The sequence below is a fragment of the Natronorubrum sediminis genome (genome assembly GCF_900108095.1).
Taxonomy (GTDB): Archaea; Halobacteriota; Halobacteria; order Halobacteriales; family Natrialbaceae; genus Natronorubrum; species Natronorubrum sediminis.
On the sequence record NZ_FNWL01000002.1, the window covers coordinates 924,129 to 948,687 of the forward strand.

Consider the following 24,559-nt stretch of genomic DNA (forward strand, 5'->3'; position numbering starts at 1 on the left):
TTTGGTGCTCCTCGTGGTAGCCTCGCCGGTATGACGACCGACGAGATCACCGACCTCCTGACGGAGGCGTACGTCGACGAACTCGAGACCGTGATGAACTACCTGACGAACGCCATCGTCCTCGACGGCGTCCACGCCGAGGAGGTCAAAGAGAGCCTCGAGGAGGACGTTCAGGAGGAACTCGAGCACGCGCGGATGCTCGGCGAGCGGTTGAAACAACTCGAGCACTCGCCGCCCGGTTCGGACGCGTTCGAGGCGAGTCAGTCGGGTCTGCAGCCACCCGAAGACACCACCGACGTGCAGTCGGTCATTGAAGGGGTACTCGAGGCCGAAGACGACGCGATCGAGACCTATCGAGCGCTCCACGAGGCCGCGTCGGACGCGAACGACCCCGTTACCGAAGACGTCGCCGTCTCGATCCTCTCGGACGAGGAAGCCCACCGTACCGAATTCCGGGGTTTCCACAAGGAGTTTCCCCAGAATTAGCCGTTCAGTACCCGGCGGTATCTGCGGGACCCACTCACAATCTTCGCGAGTGAACCAAGAGCGCTTGCGCTCAGAACGGAGAGCGGAGACTTTTGATCACCCGTTTCCCGAGAGACACCGTGCTGTGTACCACGACCATCAGTATGGCAGACCGTAGCGCAAACGGGTGGAGGCGAACGTTTTTCTCGTCCCGGTTCGACCCACCCGGTATGAGCGATTTCGACCTCGACCTTCGAACGGTCGAGGAACACATCGACGAAGAACTCGACCTCGAGGGGAGTATCATCCTCGGGGTGCTCGATGGGACGACGGACCCCGACGAGTGGATCGAAGCGATATCCAAAGGAAACGTCCTCGTCCTCAACGTCGACGGGAACGTCAACGATCTGGCCGCCGGCTTCGCTCGCGACGTGAAAGAATCCGGTGGGAACCTCGTGCACTTTCGTGGCTTCTTGCTCGTAACGCCGCCAGGTGTCGACGTCAGTACGGACCGTCTCTAATCCGACCACTGCCGAAAAAGCAAATGCTGGTACGCCGCTGTGGGCGCTATCCCGCAGCCTCGAGTTCCTCGTAGTCGAATTGTTCGCCTATCTCCGAGAGCGTCTCAAGTTCGTCCTGTTCTTCGCGAAGCGTCTGCTCTAAGGTTTCGGCTGCGTCGTCCATCCCGATCTGGTCGGCCATCGGGATGAGGTTGCCGTAGACGGCGATCTCGTAGTGCTCTGACTTTTGGCCCGCGGCGATGTTGAACCGGTCGATGGCTTGCTCGCTCGGATCTTGGTCCATGAACTCCTCGTGGGCCTCGATCATGCCTTCGACAACGGGGTCTTCTTTCGCCTCGGCGTCCGCGTCGAGTTGCTCGAAGACGTCCTCGATGCGGTCGATGTGGATCTGGGTTTCCTCGCGGTGCTCGGCGAAGCCGCTCTGCAGTTCCTCGTTCGAGGAGGAAGTCTCGAGTTCCTCGAGCGCGTCGAGGAGTCGTTGTTCGGTGTAGTACGCGTGTTGCAGGCCGGACACGAAGAGGGATTGGGTTGAATCGATGCTCATGACTCCGTGTGAGCCGACAGCGCTGCAGTCGATAAACGGCTGGCTTGCACTCGGCGGGATATGACGATAATCCCGTTTACGGCCGTTAGAGGGCCCCTATTCCGCCCTCAGGAGTCCGTGAGCGTCAGTACGTGACCATCCGGATCTCGAACGATAGCGGTCGTTTCGGACGCTCGCTCGAGCGAGCAAACGCGATCCTCGACGACCTCGCATAGCGCGTCTAGATCGTCGGTTTCGAAGCCGAGGTCCACGTGAACGCCGCCTCTCGCGTCCGCGATACCGAGGTGTGGCTCCCACAACTCGAGGGCCATCGGCCCGTCCATCCGAATGCGTTTTCGATCGTCACCCACGTCGACGGTCTCGAAGCCTAATTCGCCGTACAGGTCGGCCGATCGCTCGAGGTCGTCGACTTCGAGGACGACTTCGAAGATGCCGTCGATCCCCGGCCCGTCCACGGACTGTTGGCCCAACTCGACGCAGTTGCCATCCGGATCGTACAGGTACAACGACCGACTCGGCCCGAACTGGGCTTCCTCGAGGTCGTGATTCTCGCTCAGTTGCTCCCACCAGTCGTCGTACTCCTCGCTCGGAATCGAGAAGGCGTAGTGGGTGTGCAATCCGCCCCGAGGAACGCTATCCGGTCGTCTGAGAACGAGATCGGTTGGCCCCGATCGAAATCGCAACTCCGAGTCGGTTTCCCCCTCGAGTGTCAATCCCAGCGTCTCCTCGTAGAACGGCCGCGCTCGCTCGAGGTACTTGACCTCGAGGGCGAGCCAGGACAGGCCAGTGAGCATGTAGGCAGGAGTACATCAGACAGTGTCATAGAAGCGTCGCCGAGGGCACGTACGTTTATGGCCAAAACGACCGTATCGACGGTATGACCTTCCGCGTCGACGAGCACGCGAGCGAGATTCAGGAGATCGACCGCTTCGACGGTGGTATCGGCTGGATTGCCCACCCCGAAGAGCAGATGAAACGGGCGAGTCACGCCCTCGAGAAAGATGGCGACGTCTGGGTTATCGACCCCGTCGACGCGCCGGGAGTCGATAATCTGCTCGCAGAACTCGGCGACGTCACCGGTGTGGTCGTCTTGCTCGATCGACACACGCGAGACGCCGAGGCGATCGCGAATCGGCACAACGTTCCCGTCTACCTTCCCCGGTTCTTCGACGGTGTCACCGAAGACCTCGACGCACCGGTCGCTCGCTTCTCCGACGAACTTTCGGATACCGGTATCGAGGCGTACAAACTCGTCGACAGCCGATTCTGGCAGGAAGCCGCGTTGTACGACCGCGAGGAAGGCACGCTCGTCGTCCCCGAATCCGTCGGCGCGTCGTCGTACTTCCTCGCCGGTTCCGAGCGTCTGGGCGTTCATCCGATGCGTCGACTCGTTCCGCCGAGAGACCCACTCGAGCGATTCTCACCGGAACGGATCCTCGTGGGTCACGGAGCTGGCATTACGACGGACGCAGCGGGTGCGCTCGAGGCGGCACTTTCGACCTCGCGTCGGCGCACCCCGCGACTCGCCGTGGAGGTACTCTGGCGACTCGGCCCGTTTTCAGGGTGAGGGAACACAGCTAACTACGACCGGCGTGTACGTTCGATGTGGTTTACATCACGCGGGCACTGGTCGACGTACTGCTCGATCTGGCGAGCGACGCCGATCCGGATCGCGTGACGACGGGTGTCTCCATCACTCCGGCAGGCGAACTCGAGGGTGCCGACGGACTCCCACCCGAGACGCCCGTATTCACGGACTTCATGCTCCCCAATCTGGGAAACGCGGTCAACGCCGTTTTCGGCGTCGATCTCTCGACACCGGCGAGACAGTTTCAGGGCCGGTTCGTCTCGCACCCAGTTCGCGAACTCGAGGTAACCAAACGAGACGACCTCGCCGAAGTCGTCTTCGTCGCCGTTCCGCCCTGGGAGTACGGCGAACGGACGTTCGCCGCCTTCGACCGGCGTGGCGATCGACAGCCACTCGAGGTCCTCGACGCACATCCGCCGGAGCAGTCGCTGGGCGGGTGAGTGGGCAGAAAATAGGAGAGTCGAGTCTCGACGCACATCTTCGGCCAACGCGGACGACCGTGTCTGCTCACCCACTCGGCGTCGACGGCCCGTCACCGATTAGCTGGTCGATGATGCTTCCACGGTTCGATTCCTCTCGTTCGTCGTCCTCGTTCGATCGAGTAGGGAAATCAGGAATGTGTGGCATGCGGGTTCGACCTCCAGGCGACCCTAGTCCCCTCGCTTCGGATAAACGGGTGGCTTACATGCAAAACGGACTCGCCCGAACGCGATTCTCGCTCACTCGAGGTAGCCTAATCCGCGCAGTTGTTCGGTGATCTCTTCGAACTCGGCTTCCGTGAGTTCGCCCTGTTTCTGGTGTTGGATGACGATGCTGCGAAGCAAGAATCGCGTGAGGTCGCTCGTGCTCTGAAAGCTGGTTCCTTCGATCGTGTCTTCGACGCGATCAGCGAGGTCCTTCGGGATCGACACCGTCGTGTAGTCGGTCATAGTCGGATACTCCGTGGCCGTCGCCAAAGGCGTGTCGACACTCGAGGCTGAACCTCGACGCGAGAGCGTACTGGAGCAGTGACAGTCGCGTCAGTCTTCGTAGCGGTTTTGCTTGCGGACTCGCTACCCCTACGTATGGGAGTCCGGCCACCGTCGAACGGAGACGACGACGAACCCGAGAGCGTCGAGTTCGGTATCGCTGCTGTAGACGCACAACTCAGATACGCTGACCTCTCGTTTCCGGCGACGAAAGACGACGTCGCTGCGGAACTCGGTCACGAACAAATCGCCTACGACGTCCACGGCAACACCGTCGCCCTCGGCGAAATGCTCGACCGAGTAGAGACCGGAGAGTTCCGCTCGCGCCAGGAACTACTCAACGAACTCCACGGCCCCTTCGAGGAGTACCGAGAGAACAACTCCGGTGGCATGTTTCAACAGATGCGCTCGATGCTTCCGTTCTGAGGGCTCTCGAGGACGTTCCGAGGATACTCGAGGTCGTTCTGTGAAATACTTTCAGAGGCTGCGTTCGAACGGGTAGCCGATTCGTCTGTGACCTCGTTCTTCGCCACCCTTTTGCCCACGTTCAGCACCGAGACCTTCAGACGCGATACGCGTTCGTTGGATACGGTCCGTCGGACACTGTCAGGATATTAGTCGTCCTCGTGCTGTCTGCTCCGGCGAGTGATCTGCTCGAGGCGACGGCGTTGTTCGCGATGGAGCGTGACGAGCATGTCCGAGAGGACGCCGAACATGAGCAGTTGCACGCCTAACAACACCGCGGCCGCCGAGACCATCGCGAGGATTTCGTGACCGATGCCGTATTGGACCCATCGCCAGAGGACGTACGTCGCGATGATGCCACCGGAGGCGATTCCGCCGATACCGAGGCTTCCGAAGTAGAATAGCGGGTTGTTCGTCTTGGCGAGCGAGTAGAGCGCGACGATGATCGTCCCGCCGTCTTTGACCGGGTGAAGGTTCGTCTCCGATTCGTCGGGCCTGGCGCCGTAACTGACCGGGACGACCGTCGTCTCGACGCCGTGTTTGACGCACTCGACGGCGAGTTCGGTCTCGATCGTAAACCCGTCCGAGTCGAGCGAGAGTCGTTCGAACGAGTCGACGGTGAACGCGCGGTACCCCGAGAGGATATCGTCGTAATCGGCCCCGTGGACGAACCGAAACGACTTGTTGATCACCCGGTTGCCGAAGCCGTTCAGGGCCTTCATCGCGTCGTCGTCCATGTCCGCAAAACGGTTGCCGATCACGTGATCGTAGCCCCGTGAGAGTGGCTCGAGCATGCGATCCGCGTCGGCGGGGTCGTACGTGCCGTCGCCGTCGAGCATCAATACGTAGGGGACGTTGATGTACTCGAGCGCCTCGCGGACGGCCTGTCCCTTTCCGTTGCCGGACTGGACGAGGACGTGTGCGCCGCGGTCGCGAGCGATCTCACACGTTTCGTCGTTCGAGTCGCCGTCGACGACGAAGACGTTCGTGTATCCCTCGTCGTGAAAACCGTCGATGACGTCACCGATCGTGGCCGCCTCGTCGAGCGTCGGGATGAGGATACAGACCTCATCGGTGCTGATGTCGCGCGTTTCCTGAGTCATGGCGATAACCTCGCCGTCGCCCACGGAGATATTCGGACCCGCGCGAACCGCATCATCATCCATCGGCAGGTATTCTGCCCCGTGACTGCAAAAGTATACTGATCGAGTTCTCGAGTGGAAAGTCGCGAAAGATGATCTATCTCGATCGCTAGATTACCAGGTCAGGCCTTCGTACGCCTCGAGCGTCGACTCGTCGATATCGATTCGCCGCCCATCGACGACGATTCGCTGGGCCATTTCCTCGAACGATAGCTCGTCGAACTCCGGCCAATCTGTCGCCACGACAGCCCCGTCTGCGCCCTCGAGTGCGTCACTCCCAGACCCGGCGAACTCGACGGAAGGGTACTCTGGACGGACGTTCTCGACTGCAACCGGGTCGTACGCGACGACGGTGGCGTCACGCTCGTGTAGCGTCTCGATGACGTCTAACGCGCGCGACTTCCGAACGTCGTCGGTTCCCGGCTTGAACGAGAGTCCCAATACGGCGATTCGGGACCCCTCGAGCGAACCGTCGGCTTCACCCGAGACGTGCTGCTCGAGGAGGTCGACGAGCCGTCTCGGCTGGGCGTCGTTGACCGCGACGACGGCATCGAGTAGTTCCGGTTCGTACTCCTGTTCGCGTGCCCCCGCGCGCAAGGCGGCGACGTCTTTCGGGAAACACGAGCCACCCCAGCCGAGCCCCGAGCGCATGAACTGGGCCGAAATCCGGTCGTCGAGTCCGACCGCCTCGAGCACCTCGTAGGCGTCCGCGCCGTAGGCCTTGGCGATGTTTCCGAGTTCGTTCACGAGCGAGACTTTCGACGCGAGGAAGGCGTTGTTCGCGTACTTGATGAGTTCGGCTTCGCTGATGTCGGTCTCGACGAGGTCGGTATCCTCGCGCTCGAGAATCGGGGCGTACAGTTCGCGAAGCGTCGCTCGGGCTGGCTCGTTCGTCGCTCCGACGACCACCTTGTCGGGCTCGAGGAAGTCCTCGACTGCCGTTCCCATCCGGAGAAACTCGGGATTCATGGCGAGTTCGATGCCCTCGCCGACTGCCGTTTCGGCGTGATCTTCGAGAACCGGGCCGACGAGGTCCTCGGTCGTACCGGGCAAAACGGTGCTCTTGACCACGACGAGGTGGTCGTCGTCCTTCGCGGCGAGTGCACGGCCGAGCGATTCGGCCCCGGCTTGCATGATCGCCAGGTCGAGGCTCCCGTCGTCGGCCTGTGGCGTCGGGAGACAGAGGAAGGTGACGTCAGTCTCACAGACCGCGTCGTAGTCGGTCGTCGCCCGCAGGTTCTCGCCCGCGTGTTTGGCGATTCGCTCCTCGAGTCCGGACTCGTGGATCGGGGCCTCGCCGGCGTTGATCGTCTCGACGATCTCCTCGTCGATTTCGACGTTAACGACCTCGTGACCGAGGTCCGCGAGGCAGGCGGCGACGGTCGTTCCGACGTAGCCGCTGCCGACGATAGAAACGTGCATGTGCGTGTCGAGGAACGGCCGTCGTTAGACGTTTTTGGCTTCGCTCGGGGGATGGGCAGCCCGATAGGTCGGCCACTCCTTTTTGCGTTCGCTCCGCGTGATAGACTCACATGGATCCCCGAATCAGCATGCTCACGTTGGGCGTGACGGACCTCGAAGCGTCGACGCAGTTTTACAGGGACGGTCTCGGGTTACCGGAGTACGAGTCGGACGGAGACGTGACGTTCTTCAAAACCGCCGGTGCGTGGCTCGCGTTGTATCCGCGAACTGCACTCGCCGAGGACGCCTCCGTTTGCGCCGACGGGGACGGGTTTCGAGGAATGAGCATCGCACACAACGTCGAGTCGAAACGGGACGTCGATACCGTCCTCGAGGACGCGAGCGACGCAGGGGCGACGATCCGTAAACCCGCCCGCGAGACCGATTGGGGCGGGTACTCGGGATACTTCGCAGATCCCGACGACTTCCTCTGGGAAGTCGCGTGGAATCCCGATATGGACCTCACGGGGTAGATGGATCGGACCGTGCGTCGGTAGCCAGCGTAGATCGTGTTCTGAGCGCCAGTCCAGATCGCACGTTCGGAGACGACCGGTCGATTACTCGAGCTTTCTGCGAAGGTCACCGACGGCGTCGTCGTACGCCGCGTGGGCCTGATCGAGGTTGACGGGATCCGAAATCATGCCGAAGAAGCCGTGGATCATGTCGTCGTAGTTGCGATAGGTGACAGGGACGCCCGCCTCCTCGAGTCGGTCGGCGTAGGCCGCACCGTCGTCGCGCAGCGGATCGAAGCCGGCCGTGACGACCGTCGCCGGCGGCAGTCCGGAGAGATCGTTCGCGAGGCGTGGCATCGCGTAGACGTTCCCTTGGTCGATTTCGTGCTCGAAGTAGTGTTCGCGAAACCAGGTCATGTCGTCGGTGGTAAGGAAGTAGTCCTCGCCGTTCTCGGTGTAGGCCGCCGTCTTGGTGACGTCGCCCGTTCCGGGGTAAACCAGCAGTTGATAGGCGACGTCGGGGCCGCCGCGGTCCCGCGAGAGAAGTGCCGTCGCCGCCGCCAGATTCCCGCCCGCGCTGTCGCCAGCCAGTACGAGTCGCTCCGGATCGGCACCGAGAGCCGGCGCTGCGTCCACCGCCCACTCGAGCGCCGCGTAACAGTCCGTGAGACCCGCCGGGAACGGGTGTTCGGGTGCGAGTCGGTAGTCGACGCTGACGACCGGATACCCCGTCTCCGTCGCGAGTTTTCGGCAGGTGTCATCGTGCGTGTCGATACTGCCGATGACCCAGCCGCCGCCGTGGAAGTACATGATCAGTGGCCGGTCGCCGTCTTCAGGCCCATTGCGTCCGCCTTCACTCGGTCCGGGTTCGTAAATCCGAACGTCGATCGCTCCATCGGGTCCGTCGATCGTTCGGTCGTCGACCGACTCGAGCGTGCAGACGGGGTCGCCGCCGACGCGGAGTTTCTCGAACATCTCTCGAGCCTCCTGTGGTGAAACCTCGGTGAACTCCGGCGTGTCGAGGGAGTTGTACATTTCGAGGAACGCCTTGATGTTCGGGTGTGGTTCCGGTGCGCGAGATGGTGTCATAACCCACTATTTTCATCGACGACGACAAAAAGATATCCTCGCGAGACGACCCGCGTCACGCTCGAGCGAGTAGAAACGCACCGCATACTCCGGACTCAGGGTGACGGCGAGTTCCACACCGTTTATTTCGGTGCGGAACGGCCCTTCGAGCAATGACGAACCAGGCACTCATCGACGCCTTACGCGAGGCAGACGCCGTCCAGTTCGGCGAGTTCGACCTCGCCCACGGAGACACGAGCGAGTACTACGTCGACAAGTACCTCTTCGAGACCGACCCGGACTGCCTCGAGACCGTCGCCGAAGCCTTCGCCGAGCGCGTCGACGACGACGACAAACTCGCCGGCGTCGCACTCGGTGCCGTTCCGCTCGCCGCAGCGACGAGCGTCGCAGCGGGAGTTCCCTACGTCATCGCGCGCAAGCAGCGCAAAGAGTACGGCACCGGCAACCTCGTCGAGGGACGACTCGAGGACGGCGAAGAGGTCGTCGTACTCGAGGACATCGTGACGACGGGGACGAGCCTCGTCGACGCCATCGACGCGCTCCGAGAAGCGGGTGCGACCGTCGAGCGTGCACTGGTCGTCGTCGACCGCGAAGAAGGCGGTCGCGAGAACGTCGAAGCCGCCGATGTCGAGATGGAGTCGCTGGTGACGGCGAGCGAGTTGTTGGCGGATCGAGACTGAGTAAGTGAGTAAGCGAGTAGGTGAGTAAGCGGCTGAATCCTCGCCACCGAATTGTCGTCTTTGCCGTCGTCCGTTACTGCCCGTACGATTCGAACTGCTCGAGGACCGTCTCGAGTTGCTCGTCGGTCAAAGTTCGGGGCTCGAGGCTCGCCGATCTGATCTCGAGGTACAGTCGTGCCAGACTCTCGACGTGGTGGGTGTTCTCGAGGGCGGTCTCGAGATCCGGCGCGGTGACGACCAACCCATGGTTTTCGATGAACGCGGCGGTCGAGTCGGCCGCCGACATGGCTTCGACGATATTTTCGGCCAGTTGGTCGGTTCCGTAGGGGGCGTACTCGGCGACGGGAACCCGTTTCCCGACCGCGACGATCATGTAGTGAATCGGCGGTAGCGGCTGGTGAGCGGTCGCCAGCGCCGTCGACCACGGCGAGTGGGTGTGAACGATCGCACCCACGTCCTCCCGTCGGTAGATCGCGCTGTGCATCGGGACCTCGCTGCTGGGGGCCATCTCGCCGTCGCGTTGCTCACCGTCGACGCCGACGACCGGCGTCTCCGTGGCGTCAAAACTGTCGTAGGGAACCCCAGTCGGCGTGATTGCGAAGGCGTCGCCGTCAGTACCCTCACGCACGCTCAGATTCCCGGTTCGTGCGGGGGTCAGTTCGGCCAGTTCAGCGGCGTGTTCGACGACCTGTCGGCGCTCGGACTCGAGAATCACAGTACTACCTCCGTTAGCTCTTCGAACGCATCTATCCTGTGGTCGGGCGCTCGTCGTCCCTCGAGCGATTCGTCCGGGTCGGCGTTCCACAGTACCGTCTCGAGGCCGACCGCGTTCGCGCCGACGATGTCCGCTCGGACGTCGTCGCCGACCATCACTGCCTCCGAGGCGCGACGGTCGAGTCGGGCCAGCGGCAAGGTGAACATGACCGATCCCGGCTTCTCCCGGCCCGTCTCCTCGGACGTGAGCAGGAGGTCGATGTACGGCTCGAGTCCCAGTTTCTCGACCTTCGCGAGCTGAATTCGAGTCGTCAGGTTGGTCGTGATAGCGACGTCGATTCCCGCCGACTGCAGCGTCTCGAGGGTCTCCTCGACGCCGGGGAAGAGCGCCATCTCCTCGAGGTAGGACTCCCAGAACGCGTCACCGAGCGCCAGGGCGTCACTAGGTCTCGATTCGTCGGTACGTTCCTCGAGCGCGCGCTTGAAGTAGATGAACCGCTCGTGGGTGGCCGCCGTTCCCGAGAGTTCGCGTTTGACCTCGAGGCGTCCGGTCTGGTAGAACTCGTCGAACGACTCGCGGTCGAAGTCGTAGCCTAACTTGCGGGCGGTTTTGCGGGCCGCCTCGAGGCCCGCATCCCGGCAGGGCGAGTATGGATACAACGTGTCGTCGAGATCGAAGAGCACGGCGTTTACCATCATACACCCCAGTGAGTCACGAGGCGAAAAACGAGTATCGGTCCGAAACGTCGACTCGTAGACCATCACAACGCTTTTATCCCGCTCGAGACAACTCGTAGCTACGATGGTAGGTGTCCGCTTTACAGGGGCTCTCGCCCGCTTCTAACTCCCACCTGCTGCTCGCTGTGTCACGCCGGATTCACAGTCGAGCGGTACCCGCGGACGCTCGACCGAACTTCTCTGTGAAGTTCACCACCCAGCGATAGCCATACCAATGTCAGAATCAGATTCCCACTCCCAAGAACAGATTACGGTCGTACTGCCAGACGGCTCGGAACTCGCCGTCGCATCCGACGCCACGGTCGAGGACTGCGCCTACGAGATCGGTCCCGGTCTCGGCCGCGACACGGTCGCCGGGAAACTCGACGGCGACCTCGTCGCCAAGGAAGCACCCGTCTACGACGGCGTCGAACTCGAGATCGTCACCGAGGGAAGCGAGGAGGCCCTCGAGGTCATGCGTCACTCGGCGTCGCACTGCCTCGCACAGGCAGTCGAACGCCTGTACGACGAAGACGAGGTCAAACTGGCCATCGGCCCGCCGACTGACGAGGGCTTTTACTACGACTTCGACAACCTCGAGATCGACGAAGAAGACCTCGCAGACCTCGAGCGAGAGATCGAGGAGATCATCGCGAAAGACTACGAGATCGAACGCGAGGACGTCTCGATCGAGGAGGCCGAGGAACGACTCGCCGACGAACCGTACAAACTCGAACTCCTCTCTGAGTTCGCCGACGAGAACGACACCGTCTCGTTCTACAAACAGGGCGAGTGGGAGGACCTCTGTGCCGGCCCGCACGTCGACTCGACCGGCGAAATCGGCGTCGTAAAACTGCTCGAGATCGCCGGCGCGTACTGGCGCGGCGACGAGGAGAACACGATGCAGACGCGAATCTACGGGACGGCCTTCGAGGACGAAAGCGACCTCGAGGAGTTCGTCGAGCGCAAGGAAGAAGCCGAAAAGCGAGATCACCGCCGCATCGGTAACGAGATGAACCTCTTCTCGATTCAGGACGTGACCGGCCCCGGCCTTCCGCTCTATCACCCGCCGGGAAAGACGGTCCTGAAGGAACTCGAGGACTTCGTCGAGGAACTCAACCAGGACGCGGGCTACGATTACGTCGAGACGCCCCACGTTTTCAAGACGGATCTCTGGCACCGCTCTGGTCACTACGAGAACTACGCCGACGACATGTTCATCTTCGACGTCGGCGACGACGAATTCGGCCTGAAGCCGATGAACTGCCCCGGTCACGCCGCGATCTTCCAGGACCAATCCTGGTCGTACCGTGATCTACCGATTCGCTACGCCGAGAACGGCAAAGTGTATCGAAAAGAACAGCGCGGAGAGCTGTCGGGCCTCTCGCGCGTCTGGGCCTTTACGATCGACGACGGCCACCTGTTCATCCGTCCCAACCAGATCCGCAGCGAAGTCGAACAGATCATGGACATGATCACGGACGTCTTAGAGACGTTCGACCTCGACTACGAGATGGCGCTCGCGACGCGCCCCGAGAAATCCGTCGGCAGCGACGAAATCTGGGAGCGCGCGGAGGAACAACTCGAGAACGTCCTCGAGGCGCGCAATCAGGAGTACGAGATCGAAGAGGGTGACGGCGCGTTCTACGGCCCGAAGATCGACTTCGCGTTCGAGGACGCGATCGGTCGTTCGTGGGACGGCCCGACGGTCCAACTCGACTTCAACATGCCCGAGCGCTTCGACCTCGACTACGTCGGCGAGGACAACGAGGAACACCAACCCGTCATGATCCACCGCGCGCTCTACGGCAGCTACGAGCGCTTCTTCATGATGCTCATCGAGCACTACGAGGGACGGTTCCCGCTGTGGCTCGCACCCGAGCAGGTTCGCGTGCTCCCGATTTCGGACAATAACCTCGGCTACGCCCACCGAGTCGCGAACGAGTTCGACGACTTCCGCGTCGAAGTCGACGGCCGCGATAGCACGCTCGAGCGCAAGATCCGTGCGGCCCACGACGACCGCGTCCCCTATCAGATCATCGTCGGCGACAACGAGGAAGAAGACGGCAACATCTCGGTCCGGGATCGCTTCGAGGATCAGGAGTACGACGTCGAAATCGAGGAATTCAGAGCCCATCTCGAGAGCGAGCGCGACGAGCAGCGGACGGAACCGGACTTTCTGCAGGAGTAAGACGTCCGCCAACACGATGTGACCGTTCGCTACTGCGGTGAAACGCTCACCGGCCGTACGGATGCCCTGACGCGACTCACGCTCTCAGTAAGAAGCGATACCGATTCTACCGGACAACGAACCGTCCACGAGTGAACACACCACATACGTGAGGATCTGAGCGGACGATTCGATCGAAATACCCATAGTTGCAGCATCGTGCATACCTAGTATGAACCGAGCTGAGAAGGCCGCCCTCCAGTTGCGGGCTGTCGATGTCTTGCGAATGTTGAAAGAGACGCGAACCTACGACGAACTCGCCGAGACGACGGGGCTTCCGGCGGGAGATCTCAACCGCTACGTCAACGGCCACGTCCTTCCGGGAACCGAACGCGCACGAGACGTCGTCGAAGAACTCGGCCACGAAGCCCTGAGTGGGGAACTCGAGGCGCGTATTCGCGTCGACGACGAAGGCTACGTGGATAACTCCGCCGCAGTCTTCGATCAACCGTTTCTCGACCTCGTCGCCCCCGTCGTCGCCAACGGGTTCGACTTCGAGCGACCCGACGTGGTTCTCACGGCCGCAACGGACGGAATTACGCTCGCTGCGTCGCTCGCGAGCTACTACGGAACTCGGTGTGTCTACGCGAAAAAGCGAAAGGAGACCGCCGTCGAGGAGTTCATCGAGGCTCGAGAGCGCCTACAATCCGGAATCGAACTCACCTACTATCTCCCCGAATCCGCGATCGACGACGGTGACGCGGTGCTCGTCGTCGACGACCTCATCCGCTCGGGTGAGACACAAGAGCTGTTGCTCGATATCGTCGAGACTGCCGACGCCGACGCCGCCGGCGTGTTCGCACTCATCGCAGCGGGTGAAGAAGGAATGCAACGCGCACGCGAGCAAACTGATGCGCCAGTCGGTGCCCTGACCACCGTCTACTGACCGACGCCGTCGCGTATCGTTACCCCGAATCGACCGGCGGCCGCCAATTCAGGGCCATGAGTCTCGGTCGCCGTCGAATTACCGTTGGTTCTCGTTTCGACCGTGAACGGGAAGTGTGCGAACGGCTAGCACATTATTAATCATTAGGTTTATGGTGGTCCCCGTCTTCGGTAGGAGTACGACCATGACGAAGACAGTCATCCTCGGCGTGATCGGGTCCGACGCCCACGTCGTCGGAATTACCATCTTAGAACGAGCGTTTGAGGCGGCCGGATTCGACGTCGTCAACCTCGGCGTGCAAACGTCCCAAGAGGATTTCGTCGATGCCGCGACCAAGCACGACGCAGAGGCTGTACTCGTCTCCTCACTCTACGGTCACGCGAAACAGGACTGTGAGGGCTTTCACCAGCAGATCGTCGACGCCGGACTCGAAGACGTCACGACCTACATCGGAGGCAACCTCGCTGTCGGTCAGGACGACTTCGAGAACACTCGAAAACACTTCCGAGAGATGGGCTTCGACCGGGTCTTCAACTCCGAAACCGATCCCGAAGACGCGATCGAAGCACTGCGTGCCGATCTGGACATGCGCTCTTCGGAATCCGAACGAGAAAGCCAAACGATTTCCGCATAACGAGGCGTACGACCTCGCCTCGAGTCCGTTAGGAGAGAGGACGCGAACGGTAGGTGGATTCGGTGTTATCGGACGATCGTGACTGGAACCGGTGAGCGACGAGCAACCTTTTCTGCGACGCTTCCGAGGAGAATTCGACTCGCACCCGTTCGTCCGTGGCTTCCGACGGCGACGTGGTCGACGTCGTGTTCGTCGGCGTACTCGACGATCGATCGGGAAATGCCGCCGATAACCTGATCCGTCTCGATATCGACGCCGTACTCTCTCGCCTGCGTTTGGGCTTGCTCTAAGAGGTTCTCTGCTTGCGTTTCGTGATGTTGTTGGATCTCGTCGTAGTTTGCCATCGCACCGCCTTCGATCCCCGTCGCGGCGTAGAAATCACCCGGGTCGAGGACGTGCAACGCCGTGATCGTGGCGTCAGGATACTCCCGACAGGCAAACTCGAGTGCCTGCATCGAGCGATTCGAGTCGTCTACGGGAACGAGGACATGTTGTGCCATGTGTCCAGAAATAGACCGTCCATCAAGATAAGCCTCGGGTTCATTTCGACACTCGACACTTTCGGTCGAATACGTTCGTTTCGCTACGGGTGGATCTCGCCGAAGCTGATTCGTTCTCGAGTCCGAAAAACGAAATCTGCAGTAGTCTGGAATCTCGACGGCGTTACTTGCCGCGACCCTTGCCGCCGTTGTTCGACGGACGGACCTTCTCGGCACCCGTGCCACGGTTGTTGAGTCCGCGGTTTGCCTTGCCCGCGTTGGTCAGGCCACGGAAGGCACGGTTCTGGTGGCTGTTGCCACAGATCCAGTTGAGGTCGTCGTCGTTTTCGATCGCCGGGTGGTTCGGATCGACGAGGATCGCTTCGAACCACTTCTGGGAGCCGTCTTCGCCAACCCAGTAGCTGTTGAGCACGCGCAGGTTGGGGTACTTTCGCGAGACGCGTTCCTCACCGATACGCTGGATGTTCTTGCGCCGTCCGATACGGTTGACACCCTGGCGTTTCGTTCGGCGGCCGGCGGTGAAACGCTCTTTGCGAGCCGTCCCTTTCCGAACCGAGACGCGAACCACGATGATGCCCTGTTTGGCCTTGTAACCGAGCTCTCGAGCCTTGTCGAGGCGCGTCGGTCGATCGATGCGCTCGATTGCGCCCTGATCGCGCCACTCCTGTTTTCGCTGCCACTGCAGTTCGCCGAGTTTGCCGTCGTCGGGGTCTTTCCACGCGTCCTTGATGTGGGAATAGAAGCTTTTTGCCATTGGTATTCACCGCGGGCGTTTCCTGGTTCAATCCCGACCGGGGCCGATTCCCCGCGGATCACATCCCGACCTGTGGTGGCGTCGACCGCCGAACAGGTGCCCACTGATGCCCGCGACTCAGCGAGACTACGTGTTGGTAGCCAACTCTCGAGTATAAGGGCTTCGAACTCCGCGAACGGATTCACCGAGACTCACACCGCACGTGTCGATAAACCGTTCAACGTACCAGTGGGACTCGCTTGTGCAGTCCAACTGGTGCGACGCCGTTGATCGTCGCAAACACAGCGCCCAGTACCAACCCGTAAACGAGGTGACCGAGTGCAAACACGAGCGCACTAAGCAACTCTCCAGCGACGCCCGGAACTGGCAGGAACGGAAGGGGAAACGCCGCGATACCGGCACCCTGCATTGCGACTGGAAACAAGAGCCCCCCGGCAAAGAGACCGAGGACTGCCCCGAAGAGTAAGCCCCCGATCACGTAGTCGGTGAACGTGGTCACCTGTTCTTGCACCATCGGCCTCGAGGCGACAGCGGCGAACAGCAGTCCAAAGACGACGCTGAGCGTCAGGTGAACGGTCCAGCCGACCGCGACTGCCACACCCGTTCCTGGAATAAGCCCACCCAGTAATTCGACCAAGTTCGCGCCGAAGTGGAGTACAAGTCCCATCGCGATTCCGGCAACCAGGCCACCAATGAACCCACCACCCCAGGTACCGATACCGTCGGTTGTGTGCATGTTATTGACACCCATGTTATGACGTACGCCCCCACGGTGGATTAAACTGATCACTCGTCGATAGTGGTTACTTATCGGTACGCGTACCAAAGGAGTGATCTAGCGAGTACGCTCGCCGGAGACAGTGGTTGATTACTGTCGACAGTCAGAACGCGAATTCCGAAAACGGTAGTGCTCACATCGATACTGGCGGAACAGCCACCGACCACGAGTAGAACGAGTTCGAAACCGATGACGAAAACTGAACGTTCTCGGTTCCGATTTGTACAGTCTGAAACTAGTTACTGAGACAATAGTTACCAAGTCACAACAAGGGAGGCGATACGGGATACGATGCAACCCGACGACTCAACCAATCGACGAACTCGACGTACAGTACTCACAGGAATCGGTACCGGAGTTACCGGTAGCGTTGCACTCTCCGCCACGGGAACAGCCCTCAATCTCGGCGATGCACTGGAGGGACTCACCGCCGTCGGTGACACGCTCGTCGACGACGACCTCGATCTCGGTAGCGAGATACTCCAGGAGGTACTCGTCGTCTTCGAGTCAAACGAGAACGTTACCCGTCTCGAGGCCCTCGATGTGGAACTCTCGATCGGCTTCGACGTCCTCCCGATCGCGTACGCTGAACTACCGGGATCACTCATCGAACTCGTCGCCGAGTGGGACGAGGTCCGATACATCTCCTCGAATTACGAACTCGAGTACCACAATGACGATGCCCGGAGCGACACTGACACGGACGCGGTACAGGCGGGTGACGGACTCGAGACGGGCTATACCGGCGAGAACGTTCACGTCGCGATCATCGATTCGGGTATCGATGGTGCGCATTCGGACCTCGAGGCCAATCTCGAAGCGAACTACCGATACATCGGAATCCCCGAGGTACAGGACGAACCGCTCTGGTGGGAAGAACTCGGGAGCCTCGATACCGATCGCAGTGGTCACGGGACGCACTGTGCCGGCAGTGTCGGCGCGACCGGTGGCAAGAGCGACGGCGAGTACGCGGGGATGGCACCGGACGCCGATCTGACGGTGTATTCGACCGGGCTGGCTGGCCTCCTGATGGTATTCGTCGTGGCAGCGTACGACGACCTTCTCAGCCGGCAGCGCGATGGGGAACACGATATCCAGGTCATTTCGAACTCCTACGGGACGGTCGAAGACGATCGACCATTCGTTCCCGACGATCCGACGAACGTTGCAACGTGGCACGCTCACGACGCGGGGATCCTTCCGGTGTTCTCCGCGGGCAACGACGGCCCCGACCACGGGGCGTTGAGCCAGTTCGCGAAGGCACCACACGTCCTTGGCGTTGGGGCAACCGACGACGAGGAAGCCGTCGCGGACTTTTCTTCGCGCGGACGACCACAAGACGGCTCGTTCGACGAAGACAACCACGACCGTGAGCTCGCATACGAAAACCTCACGCAACGCTTCGACGACGTTCCCGAAGACGAGATCGACGGTCCGCTAGGTCTCTACCGCACCGGCGTCACCGCGAAGGGTGAGGACGTGGTGAGCACGCTCAACCCGGTGGATCCGCTAAACATCGTCGAGCCAGACGAAGACCTCTACTACGGCCCAATGTCCGGAACTAGCATGTCCTGTCCCGTCACCGCTGGCTGTGCCGCGTTAGTCTACGACGCGGCAATCGAACACGGCGACGAGCCACCCGATCCGATGGACGTTCTCGTGACGCTCGAGGCGACCGCGGACGAACAACGACACGAGTCCTACACAGCCGAATCCGTCGGTGCAGGATACGTCGATGCGCTCGCGGCGATAGAACACACCGAATCTGGAACGTTCGCGACATTCGACGACATCGATATCGCACCGAGTAGCGACGCCGAGTAACCGTTCTCGGCGCATCCCGATACGTTCGGAGGGGAGAATCTGGACAACCAGTTAGCTGACAATATTGCTTGTAGTGGTCGACCTCAACCCGCAGCCAGGAGGAAACTCACTGAATCCGTAGATCACTGATGGAAGTTGATAAGAAAGCAAGGAATGGCCGGTAAGAACGAAATACGCGTCGCTAACGAGAGTCAGGAAAACACGGAAATCAAGCGGTTCGAGCCCACTATCACAGAATAGCAGCACCAACGCTGACGTCAGGAAGTCAAGCATCGTCACCAACGGGTCTAATCGGTCAGCGAAACTGAATCGACCGTAATTATCGAACGCTTCGGACGCAGGCCGTTTCAACGCATGAACTGCCACCCGGCACAGACCACATTACAAGTTTCCAATATTTATCCGGCACAGGCACCAGGAATGATAATTTGTCGCTTTTCCCTTCTAATTATTTAATTTGTAATAAATGTCGAGGGGACAACTAAGGGAGGCACATAAGTGTACTACTGGTATACTCTCGAGGAACTGGAATGACACCTCGACAATACATTTATGGAATGGTCCTCCAATCTCACACTCATGCCAACGATTAAAGTCCAAGAGTGGACGAAAAAACGTCTGGAAGAAATCAAAGACGAAGAAGACCACACGTCACTTGATTCAGTCATCAAGTCACTTCTAAAAGAGCAAGAGAACCGATGAGGGATATTGGAAACCGGGTTATCGATAACAATGCTGGCTTGTTAACGGATGAGAAGGAGGGCAGTGTCCAAGATGTCTTTGAACACTACCTGAAGAAGGCAATTGAGGAAGACCGTTCGAACAGTTTCCGAATGGATATTGGAACGGGATTTCTCTTTTTCTCCGGATTTGAAACGATCGCAGACTCCTTTCAAGAATTGATTGAGACGGACGCCATCAGTCAAATCGAATATCCAGACTGGGGGACTGAGGCACCCATCAGGGTTGTAATGGGGCCAGAAACCTCCAACCCAACGAAATCAATCTTGCTCTCTCTTGTCACCGATCAGGTCATTGAGTACGATGACGAAGCAATCAAAGTTCTTCGACAGTTCATCAAACGGGACTTGGTTGATTTCCGGGTTATCACCGAACGTAAGTTCCACCCAAAACGGGTCTGATTTCTGACGAAGAAATGATAGAGACACTAAGTGCTGTCCGGGGACGATTGGAAGTAGACACGTACACAGTCCCCCCAACGAAATAGCCTGGTGGACAACCTAACGTCGATTCAAGAAGAGGATTACAGTTGGACGGCGAACCCGAACAACGAAATTCGCAACTCACCAGAATGGCAAACAATTATTCAAATGTCCGAGAAAGGGGCGGGCAAGTCCGGAGAAAGCGAAGTGAAGGCTGTCATCGAATACCAGAACAATGACTAGCGAAATGAGCTATTCGAATACGCTGGACGCGACACCTACGGAAAACGTCGGCGGTGATTATGGGTATGAATACTTGGTGAGTGCGGGGTACTTCGAGGAACCTACATCGGATACCGTCGCGTACGACTCTGATCACGATGTCAAGTACCGATTCAGTATTGAGGGCTCTGTACGGATCGCGTACTTCGAGTTCCCGATGGCAGATGTCCCCCAGGATACGCCGAAGAAAATCGCGCAGGAACTGAAGCGGAGAACCCGTCTGCAGTACTTCTGGTTCTTTGACCCGAAAACCAACCGTGTTCAAGTATTCCGTGCGTCCCGGGGGAACTTCCAGTTCATCTACAACCCCAACATCCACACCGGTACATCGGCAGGAAATAAACTCGATAAACTGGAACAGGTCTCTGGAGACATCAACGTCCTTTTCGACTACAAGGACGTTGTTGACCGCTTCTACCGAGAACTCTGGGACCACCGCTCCAACCTTGCAAGTTCTCTCACCACTAAGAGCGGATACACGCTCAGTAAGCAAGAGGAGCTCCTTTCCGCTCAACGAATCATCGACCGCTTGATTTTCCTCTACTTCCTCGTTGAACGCGGCGTCGTTATCCCCGTGAACGATTCCAAGGAGATGGTTCCAAGGAAAACGGACCGCGTGTTCAATACGCTCGTGGACGAGCACGATGACTTCTGGACGCTCCTCCAAACCATCTTCTTCGACCGACTGAACTCCCGAAACACCAACGACGTCAAATTCACCGGTTCCTACTGGCTCTACGTCCCGTACCTAAACGGCGGGATCTTCCAGCCGCAGGACCTCACCACTACGGACGGAACCATCGTCTTCGAGGATGAAGAACTCGTCGTAGAAGACTTTGACTGGGACGCACTAATCAGCGAACTCAACGAGTACAACTGGCTTCTGGACGGACTAGAGGGGACAGACGAAGATGAAGCAGACACCGTCGGAAACCTCACCCCGGCCGTCTTGGGGTACATCTACGAGAAGTTCGTCATTTCGGTGAGTAAAGTAGGCGATGACGTCCGGCTTAGTGATTTAGACGCTTCCGAGCGAAACGACCTGCTCTCCGAGGGTAACAGTGAGGTCGGTGCGTACTACACCGGTGAGGACATAACCGACTTCAAAGCCCGCCGTGCGCTGTGGGAAGGCCTACTGGAGAAGATTGACGAAGACCTCGACGAAGGAAAAGCACCGACAGCCCTCAATCCTGACGACCTGTACCGGGCTGGTGAGAACCAAACCGAGACAGTTGAATCTAACCAGAAGGACGGCTTCGACGTCCTTTACGAGGCTTACGAAGCCTCCCCGGAAGTCTTGGAGTACCTAGATTTGAAGCTACAAGAGTTGAAAGTGTGTGATCCCGCGGTCGGGAGCGGCTCATTTGCTCTCGCAGTAGCGAACACGCTGTTCGGGTGGCGGTCGATGTGCCGACCTAACACCGATGAGTACGTACTCCGGCGACAGATCATCGCTCAGAACATCTTCGGTGTAGACATCCTAGAGGGGGCAACGGAAATCTGTAAGCTACGGCTGTGGCTGTGGCTGATAAGCGCGACTCCAGTAGCAACAACCGAAGGGGCACCCGTAGACGAACGTGACGAGATCCCACCCTTGCCGGACATCACGTTCAACATCCGAACCGGAAACAGCCTGCTCGGGTTCACTGAAACCGCTACAGCAACCGGGAAACAGCACACTTTGGGTTCTTCTACGATGGAGAACCAACTACGGCAATATGGGGAAGATGTTCGTGACTATAGAGAAGCTACTGACCCCGAGAAAGAGACGAAGCGTAAGCTCGAACGTCGCCACGACGACCTGAAAGAAGATCTCGATACGTGGTACGCAGGAGCTCAGAGCGATTCGAACAACAATCGTCTCTCGATTTCTGATCACGTTGATGACGTGAGTGCAGCATGGGACAGTCTGAATGCGGCCCCACAATCCTCCACGACACTCAGCATCAAAATCCCGGACGGGATACCCGAATCCGTTGACGAATATTTGGAAAGTCAGGAGTTCACCACGTACAAATACAAGGCACGGTTGGACAGCCCGACACTCAATAAGCAGGATGTCGAGAACATCTTCGACCAACTCCGGGAGCACTTCTCAGACCCAGACGATTGGAGTGTTCTCATCGAACGGGAGTACGCCGGACAAGACTTCCGAGAAGACAAACTGGATGCGTGCCACTGGCCGCTCGAATTCCCGCTCGTGTTCATGAAAGACGGCGGGTTCGACGTCATCATCAGCAATCCACCCTACGGGGCGTCCGTGAGCCCGGAAGAGGAACCCTTGTTGAAGAACGAGGCTAACTACGAATGCCAAGGGACGAACGACTCCTGTGAGTGGTTCTACGAACGAGCACTGGACCTCGTGCATGAACAGGGAGTCATCTCTTACATCGTCAACAAGAGCATAGCCTTCTACAGTTCGTGGTCCGACATTCGGGAACGACTGCTGGAAGAAACCGAATTCAAGCATGTCTTCGATGTCGGACTCGGGTTCGTCGGAGTGAATCTCGAAACCATTGCCATAGTCAATACTCTCGGCAGCAATGGCCGGACAAGTGTCCCAACTGTACACCGGAGTAGAGACCTTCGAAGTACGACTGCGAACCAGCCAGTCCACCTTGGGTGGGTGGACCAGGAATTTATGATGGACTCGAAAACCATCATTTTCCGACCGATAACCGACGATCAGAACGACGTTCTGGAACGGCTGCGCTCTCACGACCGTCGTCTTGGCGACGTAATGTCTACCGAAGACACGACGAGGCAGTTGTACATCCCGGATAGCAAGAAAAAGAAGTTGGCCGATGGCGACGACCACTACATCAACAAAAACCCGTGGGTTCAGGAGTTCTACTTGGAGGATATCTGGCACAAGGACCTCAGTGACTACCAGGACTCCGTTACCGAGTACGCCGTTCCTCGCGTCATGTTGAAGGTACTCCGTGGCACCCGACTCCGGGCGTGGATCGACGCAAATGGAGAGGTAGTGGGTACGGAGAAGCTCGTAAATGTGCCCCTCGCAGACAGCAGTCCGGAGGAGGTCGCATTCGTATACGCAGCACTCAACCACCCGTGTGCCTCCTACTACCTACAGAAAGCAATTTTCTCAGAAACAACGGAGAGTGCACGGGTGATGGACGGGCAGTACTCTAAACCGATCCCGATCCCAGCGGTTCCCTCTAACATCGAAACCCCAGTAGCACATCTCGCGTGGGCACTTACGCTAGCCAAACAACTGAACCACGACTCCAACCGGGATCTTTCAGAACAAATAACAACCCTACAGACCAGTCTGAACGCAATTCTCAGCTCTCTGTACTTAGACATCCACTCAGAAACGATCAACCGTTGGTGTACTACTGTCGGAGGCGAAGGGGCAGAGACTAAACGGCTTCAGGAATTGTTTAACCAGTTCTATACTGAACAGTTCGCCAACCGGAACGGCAGTCCAGAACAGTACTGGGACGAAATCGAAACCGTAGTGGACTCAACAGCCAACGCTGTCTCGCAATGGGATACTGAACAAATATCGAATTCACACGAGAGAGAGATCATCGAGGAAGTCCTCTAAAGTCCTCAGCGGAGATTAATGACGTCTCGAGGGTCACTACTACTTTCGCGGTTGATCTTCCGGAACCACGTGCTAAACTCATCCCAATCCATCCCGTTCTCTGATTCTGGAATTGGCTGTGTATCGATGGGTTCAGCATGGTAATCATCGAAATCAGCGCTGAGGTCAATGTCGTTGACTTGTATGACGTGAGCTCCCTTATCTTTCGCAATGTAGTAGTAAACTTTCTCCTCCTCGTCGGTTCCTGGGGGAATTCGGATATAGGGCTGGGGGATACAATCGTCCGGTACACCGTCTTCTGATTCAGCCTCTCTTACCGAGTAGTTCACGAGAAAGAGCACGCCGTCAAGTGCTTTTGTCAGCTGCCACAGCGACACGAACTTTCGTCCGTTTTTGTGCCAATAATTGTTCGGGTGGCTTGCATGAATGTCGAGTCGGTCCCTCCATTTGTATGGTGGATCAGAAAACGGTCCGCCGAGTTTCAGAAATTCAAATAGTACCCAGCCCATTTCTGGATGGTGCAGCAGGCGTTCCACGTTAACACCGAAGGTAGGATCATTGCCTAATGCCTCTTTCACGAAGAGGACTTCCGTCGCATCTTCCTTAGCCAGTTTCTTACTAGACATTTAATGATCGATTCAAATGAAACAATATAATACCAAAGGTTGGAGAGGTAAATTGAATACCCCCTGTCATAGAACGAGTCGCATAACTCCGTTCACCTTTGGACACCAGCCGTAAGATTCACGTGACTCGCATCTGTTTCCCGTAGAAATTGATGACGGCACAGATGAACCTACGGTGGAGAGACTTCCGCCCAGCCTCAGACCGATAATGCTTGCATCTACCCACGTAACGGATTCTGTGGGGTTTGTAGCCCTGGTGGGGGTCCGACGACAGTCACCACGCGTGCTCTTCATTTCGCGTCTGATACGGTTGACATCACAGGGAATATGAGCAGACTCCTTACTGTAAAGAAACTAAATTCCTCGCAAAACCGGCTGTAGGGGTACGACTGAACGATATCTGTCGAGAAGATGTGCGACAGGTGAGGTGAGAGACAGAGGTTCCGCATTCGACCCGGTAGTACGTTCAACATGTGATTGTTGGGGGAGTGGTGTCATAGTTTGA

Annotated in this window: 25 protein-coding genes; 13 read left to right on the forward strand and 12 right to left on the reverse strand. The window is 58.7% G+C overall.

What is annotated here, in order from left to right:
- Window positions 1–30: 30 nt before the first annotated feature.
- Both BLW62_RS11750 and BLW62_RS11755 read left to right on the forward strand, forming a co-directional pair.
- A complete protein-coding gene (locus BLW62_RS11750) occupies window positions 31–486 on the forward strand; it encodes a ferritin-like domain-containing protein (protein ID WP_090507215.1) in 456 nt (151 codons plus the stop codon).
- Window positions 487–695: 209 nt separating this feature from the next.
- Window positions 696–986 carry a DUF5779 family protein gene (locus tag BLW62_RS11755; protein WP_090507216.1) on the forward strand — a complete coding sequence of 97 codons (291 nt, stop codon included), beginning with the start codon at window positions 696–698 and terminating at the stop codon, window positions 984–986.
- Window positions 987–1,032: 46 nt separating this feature from the next.
- Here the strand turns inward: BLW62_RS11755 and BLW62_RS11760 are convergent, their stop codons facing one another.
- Window positions 1,033–1,530: a YciE/YciF ferroxidase family protein gene (locus BLW62_RS11760; protein ID WP_090507217.1), complete on the reverse strand. Its 498-nt coding sequence runs from the start codon at window positions 1,528–1,530 to the stop codon at window positions 1,033–1,035.
- 107 nt (window positions 1,531–1,637) lie between these two features.
- Window positions 1,638–2,324, reverse strand: coding sequence for a VOC family protein (locus BLW62_RS11765; protein ID WP_090507218.1), 687 nt, complete (start codon window positions 2,322–2,324; stop codon window positions 1,638–1,640).
- 83 nt (window positions 2,325–2,407) lie between these two features.
- On the opposite strand from BLW62_RS11765, the gene BLW62_RS11770 reads away from it, so the two are divergent.
- Complete coding sequence (locus tag BLW62_RS11770) at window positions 2,408–3,097, forward strand: hypothetical protein (protein WP_090507219.1); 690 nt, start codon at window positions 2,408–2,410, stop codon at window positions 3,095–3,097.
- A gap of 38 nt (window positions 3,098–3,135) precedes the next feature.
- A complete protein-coding gene (locus tag BLW62_RS11775) occupies window positions 3,136–3,558 on the forward strand; it encodes a JAB/MPN domain protein-containing protein (RefSeq protein ID WP_090507220.1) in 423 nt (140 codons plus the stop codon).
- Window positions 3,559–3,837: 279 nt separating this feature from the next.
- Here the strand turns inward: BLW62_RS11775 and BLW62_RS11780 are convergent, their stop codons facing one another.
- Window positions 3,838–4,047, reverse strand: coding sequence for a ribbon-helix-helix domain-containing protein (locus BLW62_RS11780; RefSeq protein WP_090507221.1), 210 nt, complete (start codon window positions 4,045–4,047; stop codon window positions 3,838–3,840).
- Window positions 4,048–4,182: 135 nt separating this feature from the next.
- Here BLW62_RS11780 and BLW62_RS11785 point away from each other — a divergent pair, with 135 nt between their 5' ends.
- Complete coding sequence (locus BLW62_RS11785; RefSeq protein ID WP_090507222.1) at window positions 4,183–4,512, forward strand: DUF5789 family protein; 330 nt, start codon at window positions 4,183–4,185, stop codon at window positions 4,510–4,512.
- Window positions 4,513–4,700: 188 nt separating this feature from the next.
- On the opposite strand, the gene aglJ is transcribed toward BLW62_RS11785, so the two are convergent.
- Both aglJ and aglM read right to left on the reverse strand, forming a co-directional pair.
- Complete coding sequence (gene aglJ, locus BLW62_RS11790; RefSeq protein WP_090507223.1) at window positions 4,701–5,717, reverse strand: S-layer glycoprotein N-glycosyltransferase AglJ; 1,017 nt, start codon at window positions 5,715–5,717, stop codon at window positions 4,701–4,703.
- A 90-nt stretch (window positions 5,718–5,807) separates the two neighbouring features.
- Window positions 5,808–7,115: a UDP-glucose 6-dehydrogenase AglM gene (gene aglM, locus BLW62_RS11795; protein WP_090507224.1), complete on the reverse strand. Its 1,308-nt coding sequence runs from the start codon at window positions 7,113–7,115 to the stop codon at window positions 5,808–5,810.
- 110 nt (window positions 7,116–7,225) lie between these two features.
- Between aglM and BLW62_RS11800 the strand changes: the two genes are divergently transcribed.
- On the forward strand, window positions 7,226–7,627 hold the full coding sequence (locus tag BLW62_RS11800; protein ID WP_090507225.1) for a VOC family protein: 402 nt from the start codon (window positions 7,226–7,228) through the stop codon (window positions 7,625–7,627).
- 84 nt (window positions 7,628–7,711) lie between these two features.
- Here BLW62_RS11800 and BLW62_RS11805 read toward each other — a convergent pair whose 3' ends face one another.
- A complete protein-coding gene (locus tag BLW62_RS11805) occupies window positions 7,712–8,695 on the reverse strand; it encodes an alpha/beta hydrolase (protein ID WP_090507226.1) in 984 nt (327 codons plus the stop codon).
- A 152-nt stretch (window positions 8,696–8,847) separates the two neighbouring features.
- On the opposite strand from BLW62_RS11805, the gene pyrE reads away from it, so the two are divergent.
- A complete protein-coding gene (gene pyrE / locus BLW62_RS11810) occupies window positions 8,848–9,375 on the forward strand; it encodes an orotate phosphoribosyltransferase (RefSeq protein WP_090507227.1) in 528 nt (175 codons plus the stop codon).
- Between the two features lie 73 nt (window positions 9,376–9,448).
- Here pyrE and BLW62_RS11815 read toward each other — a convergent pair whose 3' ends face one another.
- Window positions 9,449–10,090 carry a class II aldolase/adducin family protein gene (locus BLW62_RS11815; RefSeq protein ID WP_090507228.1) on the reverse strand — a complete coding sequence of 214 codons (642 nt, stop codon included), beginning with the start codon at window positions 10,088–10,090 and terminating at the stop codon, window positions 9,449–9,451.
- Window positions 10,087–10,788, reverse strand: a complete 702-nt coding sequence (locus BLW62_RS11820) for an HAD family hydrolase (protein WP_090507589.1) — start codon at window positions 10,786–10,788, stop codon at window positions 10,087–10,089. Before BLW62_RS11820 ends, BLW62_RS11815 begins: the two co-directional genes overlap by 4 nt.
- Window positions 10,789–11,041: 253 nt before the next feature.
- Here BLW62_RS11820 and thrS point away from each other — a divergent pair, with 253 nt between their 5' ends.
- The 3 genes from thrS to glmS all read left to right on the forward strand — a co-directional run bounded on the left by thrS (window position 11,042) and on the right by glmS (window position 14,556).
- On the forward strand, window positions 11,042–12,997 hold the full coding sequence (thrS, locus tag BLW62_RS11825) for a threonine--tRNA ligase (protein WP_090507229.1): 1,956 nt from the start codon (window positions 11,042–11,044) through the stop codon (window positions 12,995–12,997).
- A gap of 211 nt (window positions 12,998–13,208) precedes the next feature.
- Window positions 13,209–13,922 (forward strand): phosphoribosyltransferase family protein, encoded by a 714-nt coding sequence (locus BLW62_RS11830; protein ID WP_090507230.1) that lies wholly within the window; start codon window positions 13,209–13,211, stop codon window positions 13,920–13,922.
- Between the two features lie 184 nt (window positions 13,923–14,106).
- Complete coding sequence (glmS, locus tag BLW62_RS11835; RefSeq protein ID WP_090507231.1) at window positions 14,107–14,556, forward strand: methylaspartate mutase subunit S; 450 nt, start codon at window positions 14,107–14,109, stop codon at window positions 14,554–14,556.
- A gap of 65 nt (window positions 14,557–14,621) precedes the next feature.
- Here the strand turns inward: glmS and BLW62_RS11840 are convergent, their stop codons facing one another.
- From BLW62_RS11840 to BLW62_RS11850, 3 genes are all read right to left on the reverse strand, one after another.
- Window positions 14,622–15,056: a universal stress protein gene (locus tag BLW62_RS11840; protein WP_090507232.1), complete on the reverse strand. Its 435-nt coding sequence runs from the start codon at window positions 15,054–15,056 to the stop codon at window positions 14,622–14,624.
- 163 nt (window positions 15,057–15,219) lie between these two features.
- Window positions 15,220–15,810, reverse strand: a complete 591-nt coding sequence (locus tag BLW62_RS11845; protein ID WP_076580938.1) for a 50S ribosomal protein L15e — start codon at window positions 15,808–15,810, stop codon at window positions 15,220–15,222.
- Between the two features lie 217 nt (window positions 15,811–16,027).
- Window positions 16,028–16,561, reverse strand: coding sequence for a hypothetical protein (locus BLW62_RS11850; protein WP_090507233.1), 534 nt, complete (start codon window positions 16,559–16,561; stop codon window positions 16,028–16,030).
- 318 nt (window positions 16,562–16,879) lie between these two features.
- Between BLW62_RS11850 and BLW62_RS11855 the strand changes: the two genes are divergently transcribed.
- The 3 genes from BLW62_RS11855 (at window position 16,880) to BLW62_RS11870 (ending at window position 23,428) form a co-directional block, all read left to right on the forward strand.
- A complete protein-coding gene (locus BLW62_RS11855; RefSeq protein ID WP_090507234.1) occupies window positions 16,880–18,412 on the forward strand; it encodes a S8 family peptidase in 1,533 nt (510 codons plus the stop codon).
- A gap of 698 nt (window positions 18,413–19,110) precedes the next feature.
- A complete protein-coding gene (locus tag BLW62_RS11865) occupies window positions 19,111–19,554 on the forward strand; it encodes a phospholipase D-like domain-containing protein (RefSeq protein ID WP_175459733.1) in 444 nt (147 codons plus the stop codon).
- A 256-nt stretch (window positions 19,555–19,810) separates the two neighbouring features.
- On the forward strand, window positions 19,811–23,428 hold the full coding sequence (locus tag BLW62_RS11870; RefSeq protein WP_090507236.1) for an Eco57I restriction-modification methylase domain-containing protein: 3,618 nt from the start codon (window positions 19,811–19,813) through the stop codon (window positions 23,426–23,428).
- 5 nt (window positions 23,429–23,433) lie between these two features.
- Here the strand turns inward: BLW62_RS11870 and BLW62_RS11875 are convergent, their stop codons facing one another.
- Window positions 23,434–24,054, reverse strand: coding sequence for a hypothetical protein (locus BLW62_RS11875; RefSeq protein ID WP_090507237.1), 621 nt, complete (start codon window positions 24,052–24,054; stop codon window positions 23,434–23,436).
- Window positions 24,055–24,559 lie beyond the last annotated feature (505 nt).

Bases quoted from the DNA above. Each gene is read 5' to 3' on its own strand.
- BLW62_RS11750 (WP_090507215.1), top strand. From the start codon at position 31: ATGACGACCGACGAGATCACCGACCTCCTGACGGAGGCGTACGTCGAC.
- BLW62_RS11755 (WP_090507216.1), top strand. From the start codon at position 696: ATGAGCGATTTCGACCTCGACCTTCGAACGGTCGAGGAACACATCGAC.
- BLW62_RS11760 (WP_090507217.1), bottom strand. From the start codon at position 1,530: ATGAGCATCGATTCAACCCAATCCCTCTTCGTGTCCGGCCTGCAACAC.
- BLW62_RS11765 (WP_090507218.1), bottom strand. From the start codon at position 2,324: ATGCTCACTGGCCTGTCCTGGCTCGCCCTCGAGGTCAAGTACCTCGAG.
- BLW62_RS11770 (WP_090507219.1), top strand. From the start codon at position 2,408: ATGACCTTCCGCGTCGACGAGCACGCGAGCGAGATTCAGGAGATCGAC.
- BLW62_RS11780 (WP_090507221.1), bottom strand. From the start codon at position 4,047: ATGACCGACTACACGACGGTGTCGATCCCGAAGGACCTCGCTGATCGC.
- BLW62_RS11785 (WP_090507222.1), top strand. From the start codon at position 4,183: ATGGGAGTCCGGCCACCGTCGAACGGAGACGACGACGAACCCGAGAGC.
- aglJ (WP_090507223.1), bottom strand. From the start codon at position 5,717: ATGGATGATGATGCGGTTCGCGCGGGTCCGAATATCTCCGTGGGCGAC.
- aglM (WP_090507224.1), bottom strand. From the start codon at position 7,115: ATGCACGTTTCTATCGTCGGCAGCGGCTACGTCGGAACGACCGTCGCC.
- BLW62_RS11800 (WP_090507225.1), top strand. From the start codon at position 7,226: ATGGATCCCCGAATCAGCATGCTCACGTTGGGCGTGACGGACCTCGAA.
- BLW62_RS11805 (WP_090507226.1), bottom strand. From the start codon at position 8,695: ATGACACCATCTCGCGCACCGGAACCACACCCGAACATCAAGGCGTTC.
- pyrE (WP_090507227.1), top strand. From the start codon at position 8,848: ATGACGAACCAGGCACTCATCGACGCCTTACGCGAGGCAGACGCCGTC.
- BLW62_RS11820 (WP_090507589.1), bottom strand. From the start codon at position 10,788: ATGATGGTAAACGCCGTGCTCTTCGATCTCGACGACACGTTGTATCCA.
- thrS (WP_090507229.1), top strand. From the start codon at position 11,042: ATGTCAGAATCAGATTCCCACTCCCAAGAACAGATTACGGTCGTACTG.
- BLW62_RS11830 (WP_090507230.1), top strand. From the start codon at position 13,209: ATGAACCGAGCTGAGAAGGCCGCCCTCCAGTTGCGGGCTGTCGATGTC.
- glmS (WP_090507231.1), top strand. From the start codon at position 14,107: ATGACGAAGACAGTCATCCTCGGCGTGATCGGGTCCGACGCCCACGTC.
- BLW62_RS11840 (WP_090507232.1), bottom strand. From the start codon at position 15,056: ATGGCACAACATGTCCTCGTTCCCGTAGACGACTCGAATCGCTCGATG.
- BLW62_RS11845 (WP_076580938.1), bottom strand. From the start codon at position 15,810: ATGGCAAAAAGCTTCTATTCCCACATCAAGGACGCGTGGAAAGACCCC.
- BLW62_RS11850 (WP_090507233.1), bottom strand. From the start codon at position 16,561: ATGGGTGTCAATAACATGCACACAACCGACGGTATCGGTACCTGGGGT.
- BLW62_RS11855 (WP_090507234.1), top strand. From the start codon at position 16,880: ATGCAACCCGACGACTCAACCAATCGACGAACTCGACGTACAGTACTC.
- BLW62_RS11865 (WP_175459733.1), top strand. From the start codon at position 19,111: ATGAGGGATATTGGAAACCGGGTTATCGATAACAATGCTGGCTTGTTA.
- BLW62_RS11870 (WP_090507236.1), top strand. From the start codon at position 19,811: ATGACTAGCGAAATGAGCTATTCGAATACGCTGGACGCGACACCTACG.
- BLW62_RS11875 (WP_090507237.1), bottom strand. From the start codon at position 24,054: ATGTCTAGTAAGAAACTGGCTAAGGAAGATGCGACGGAAGTCCTCTTC.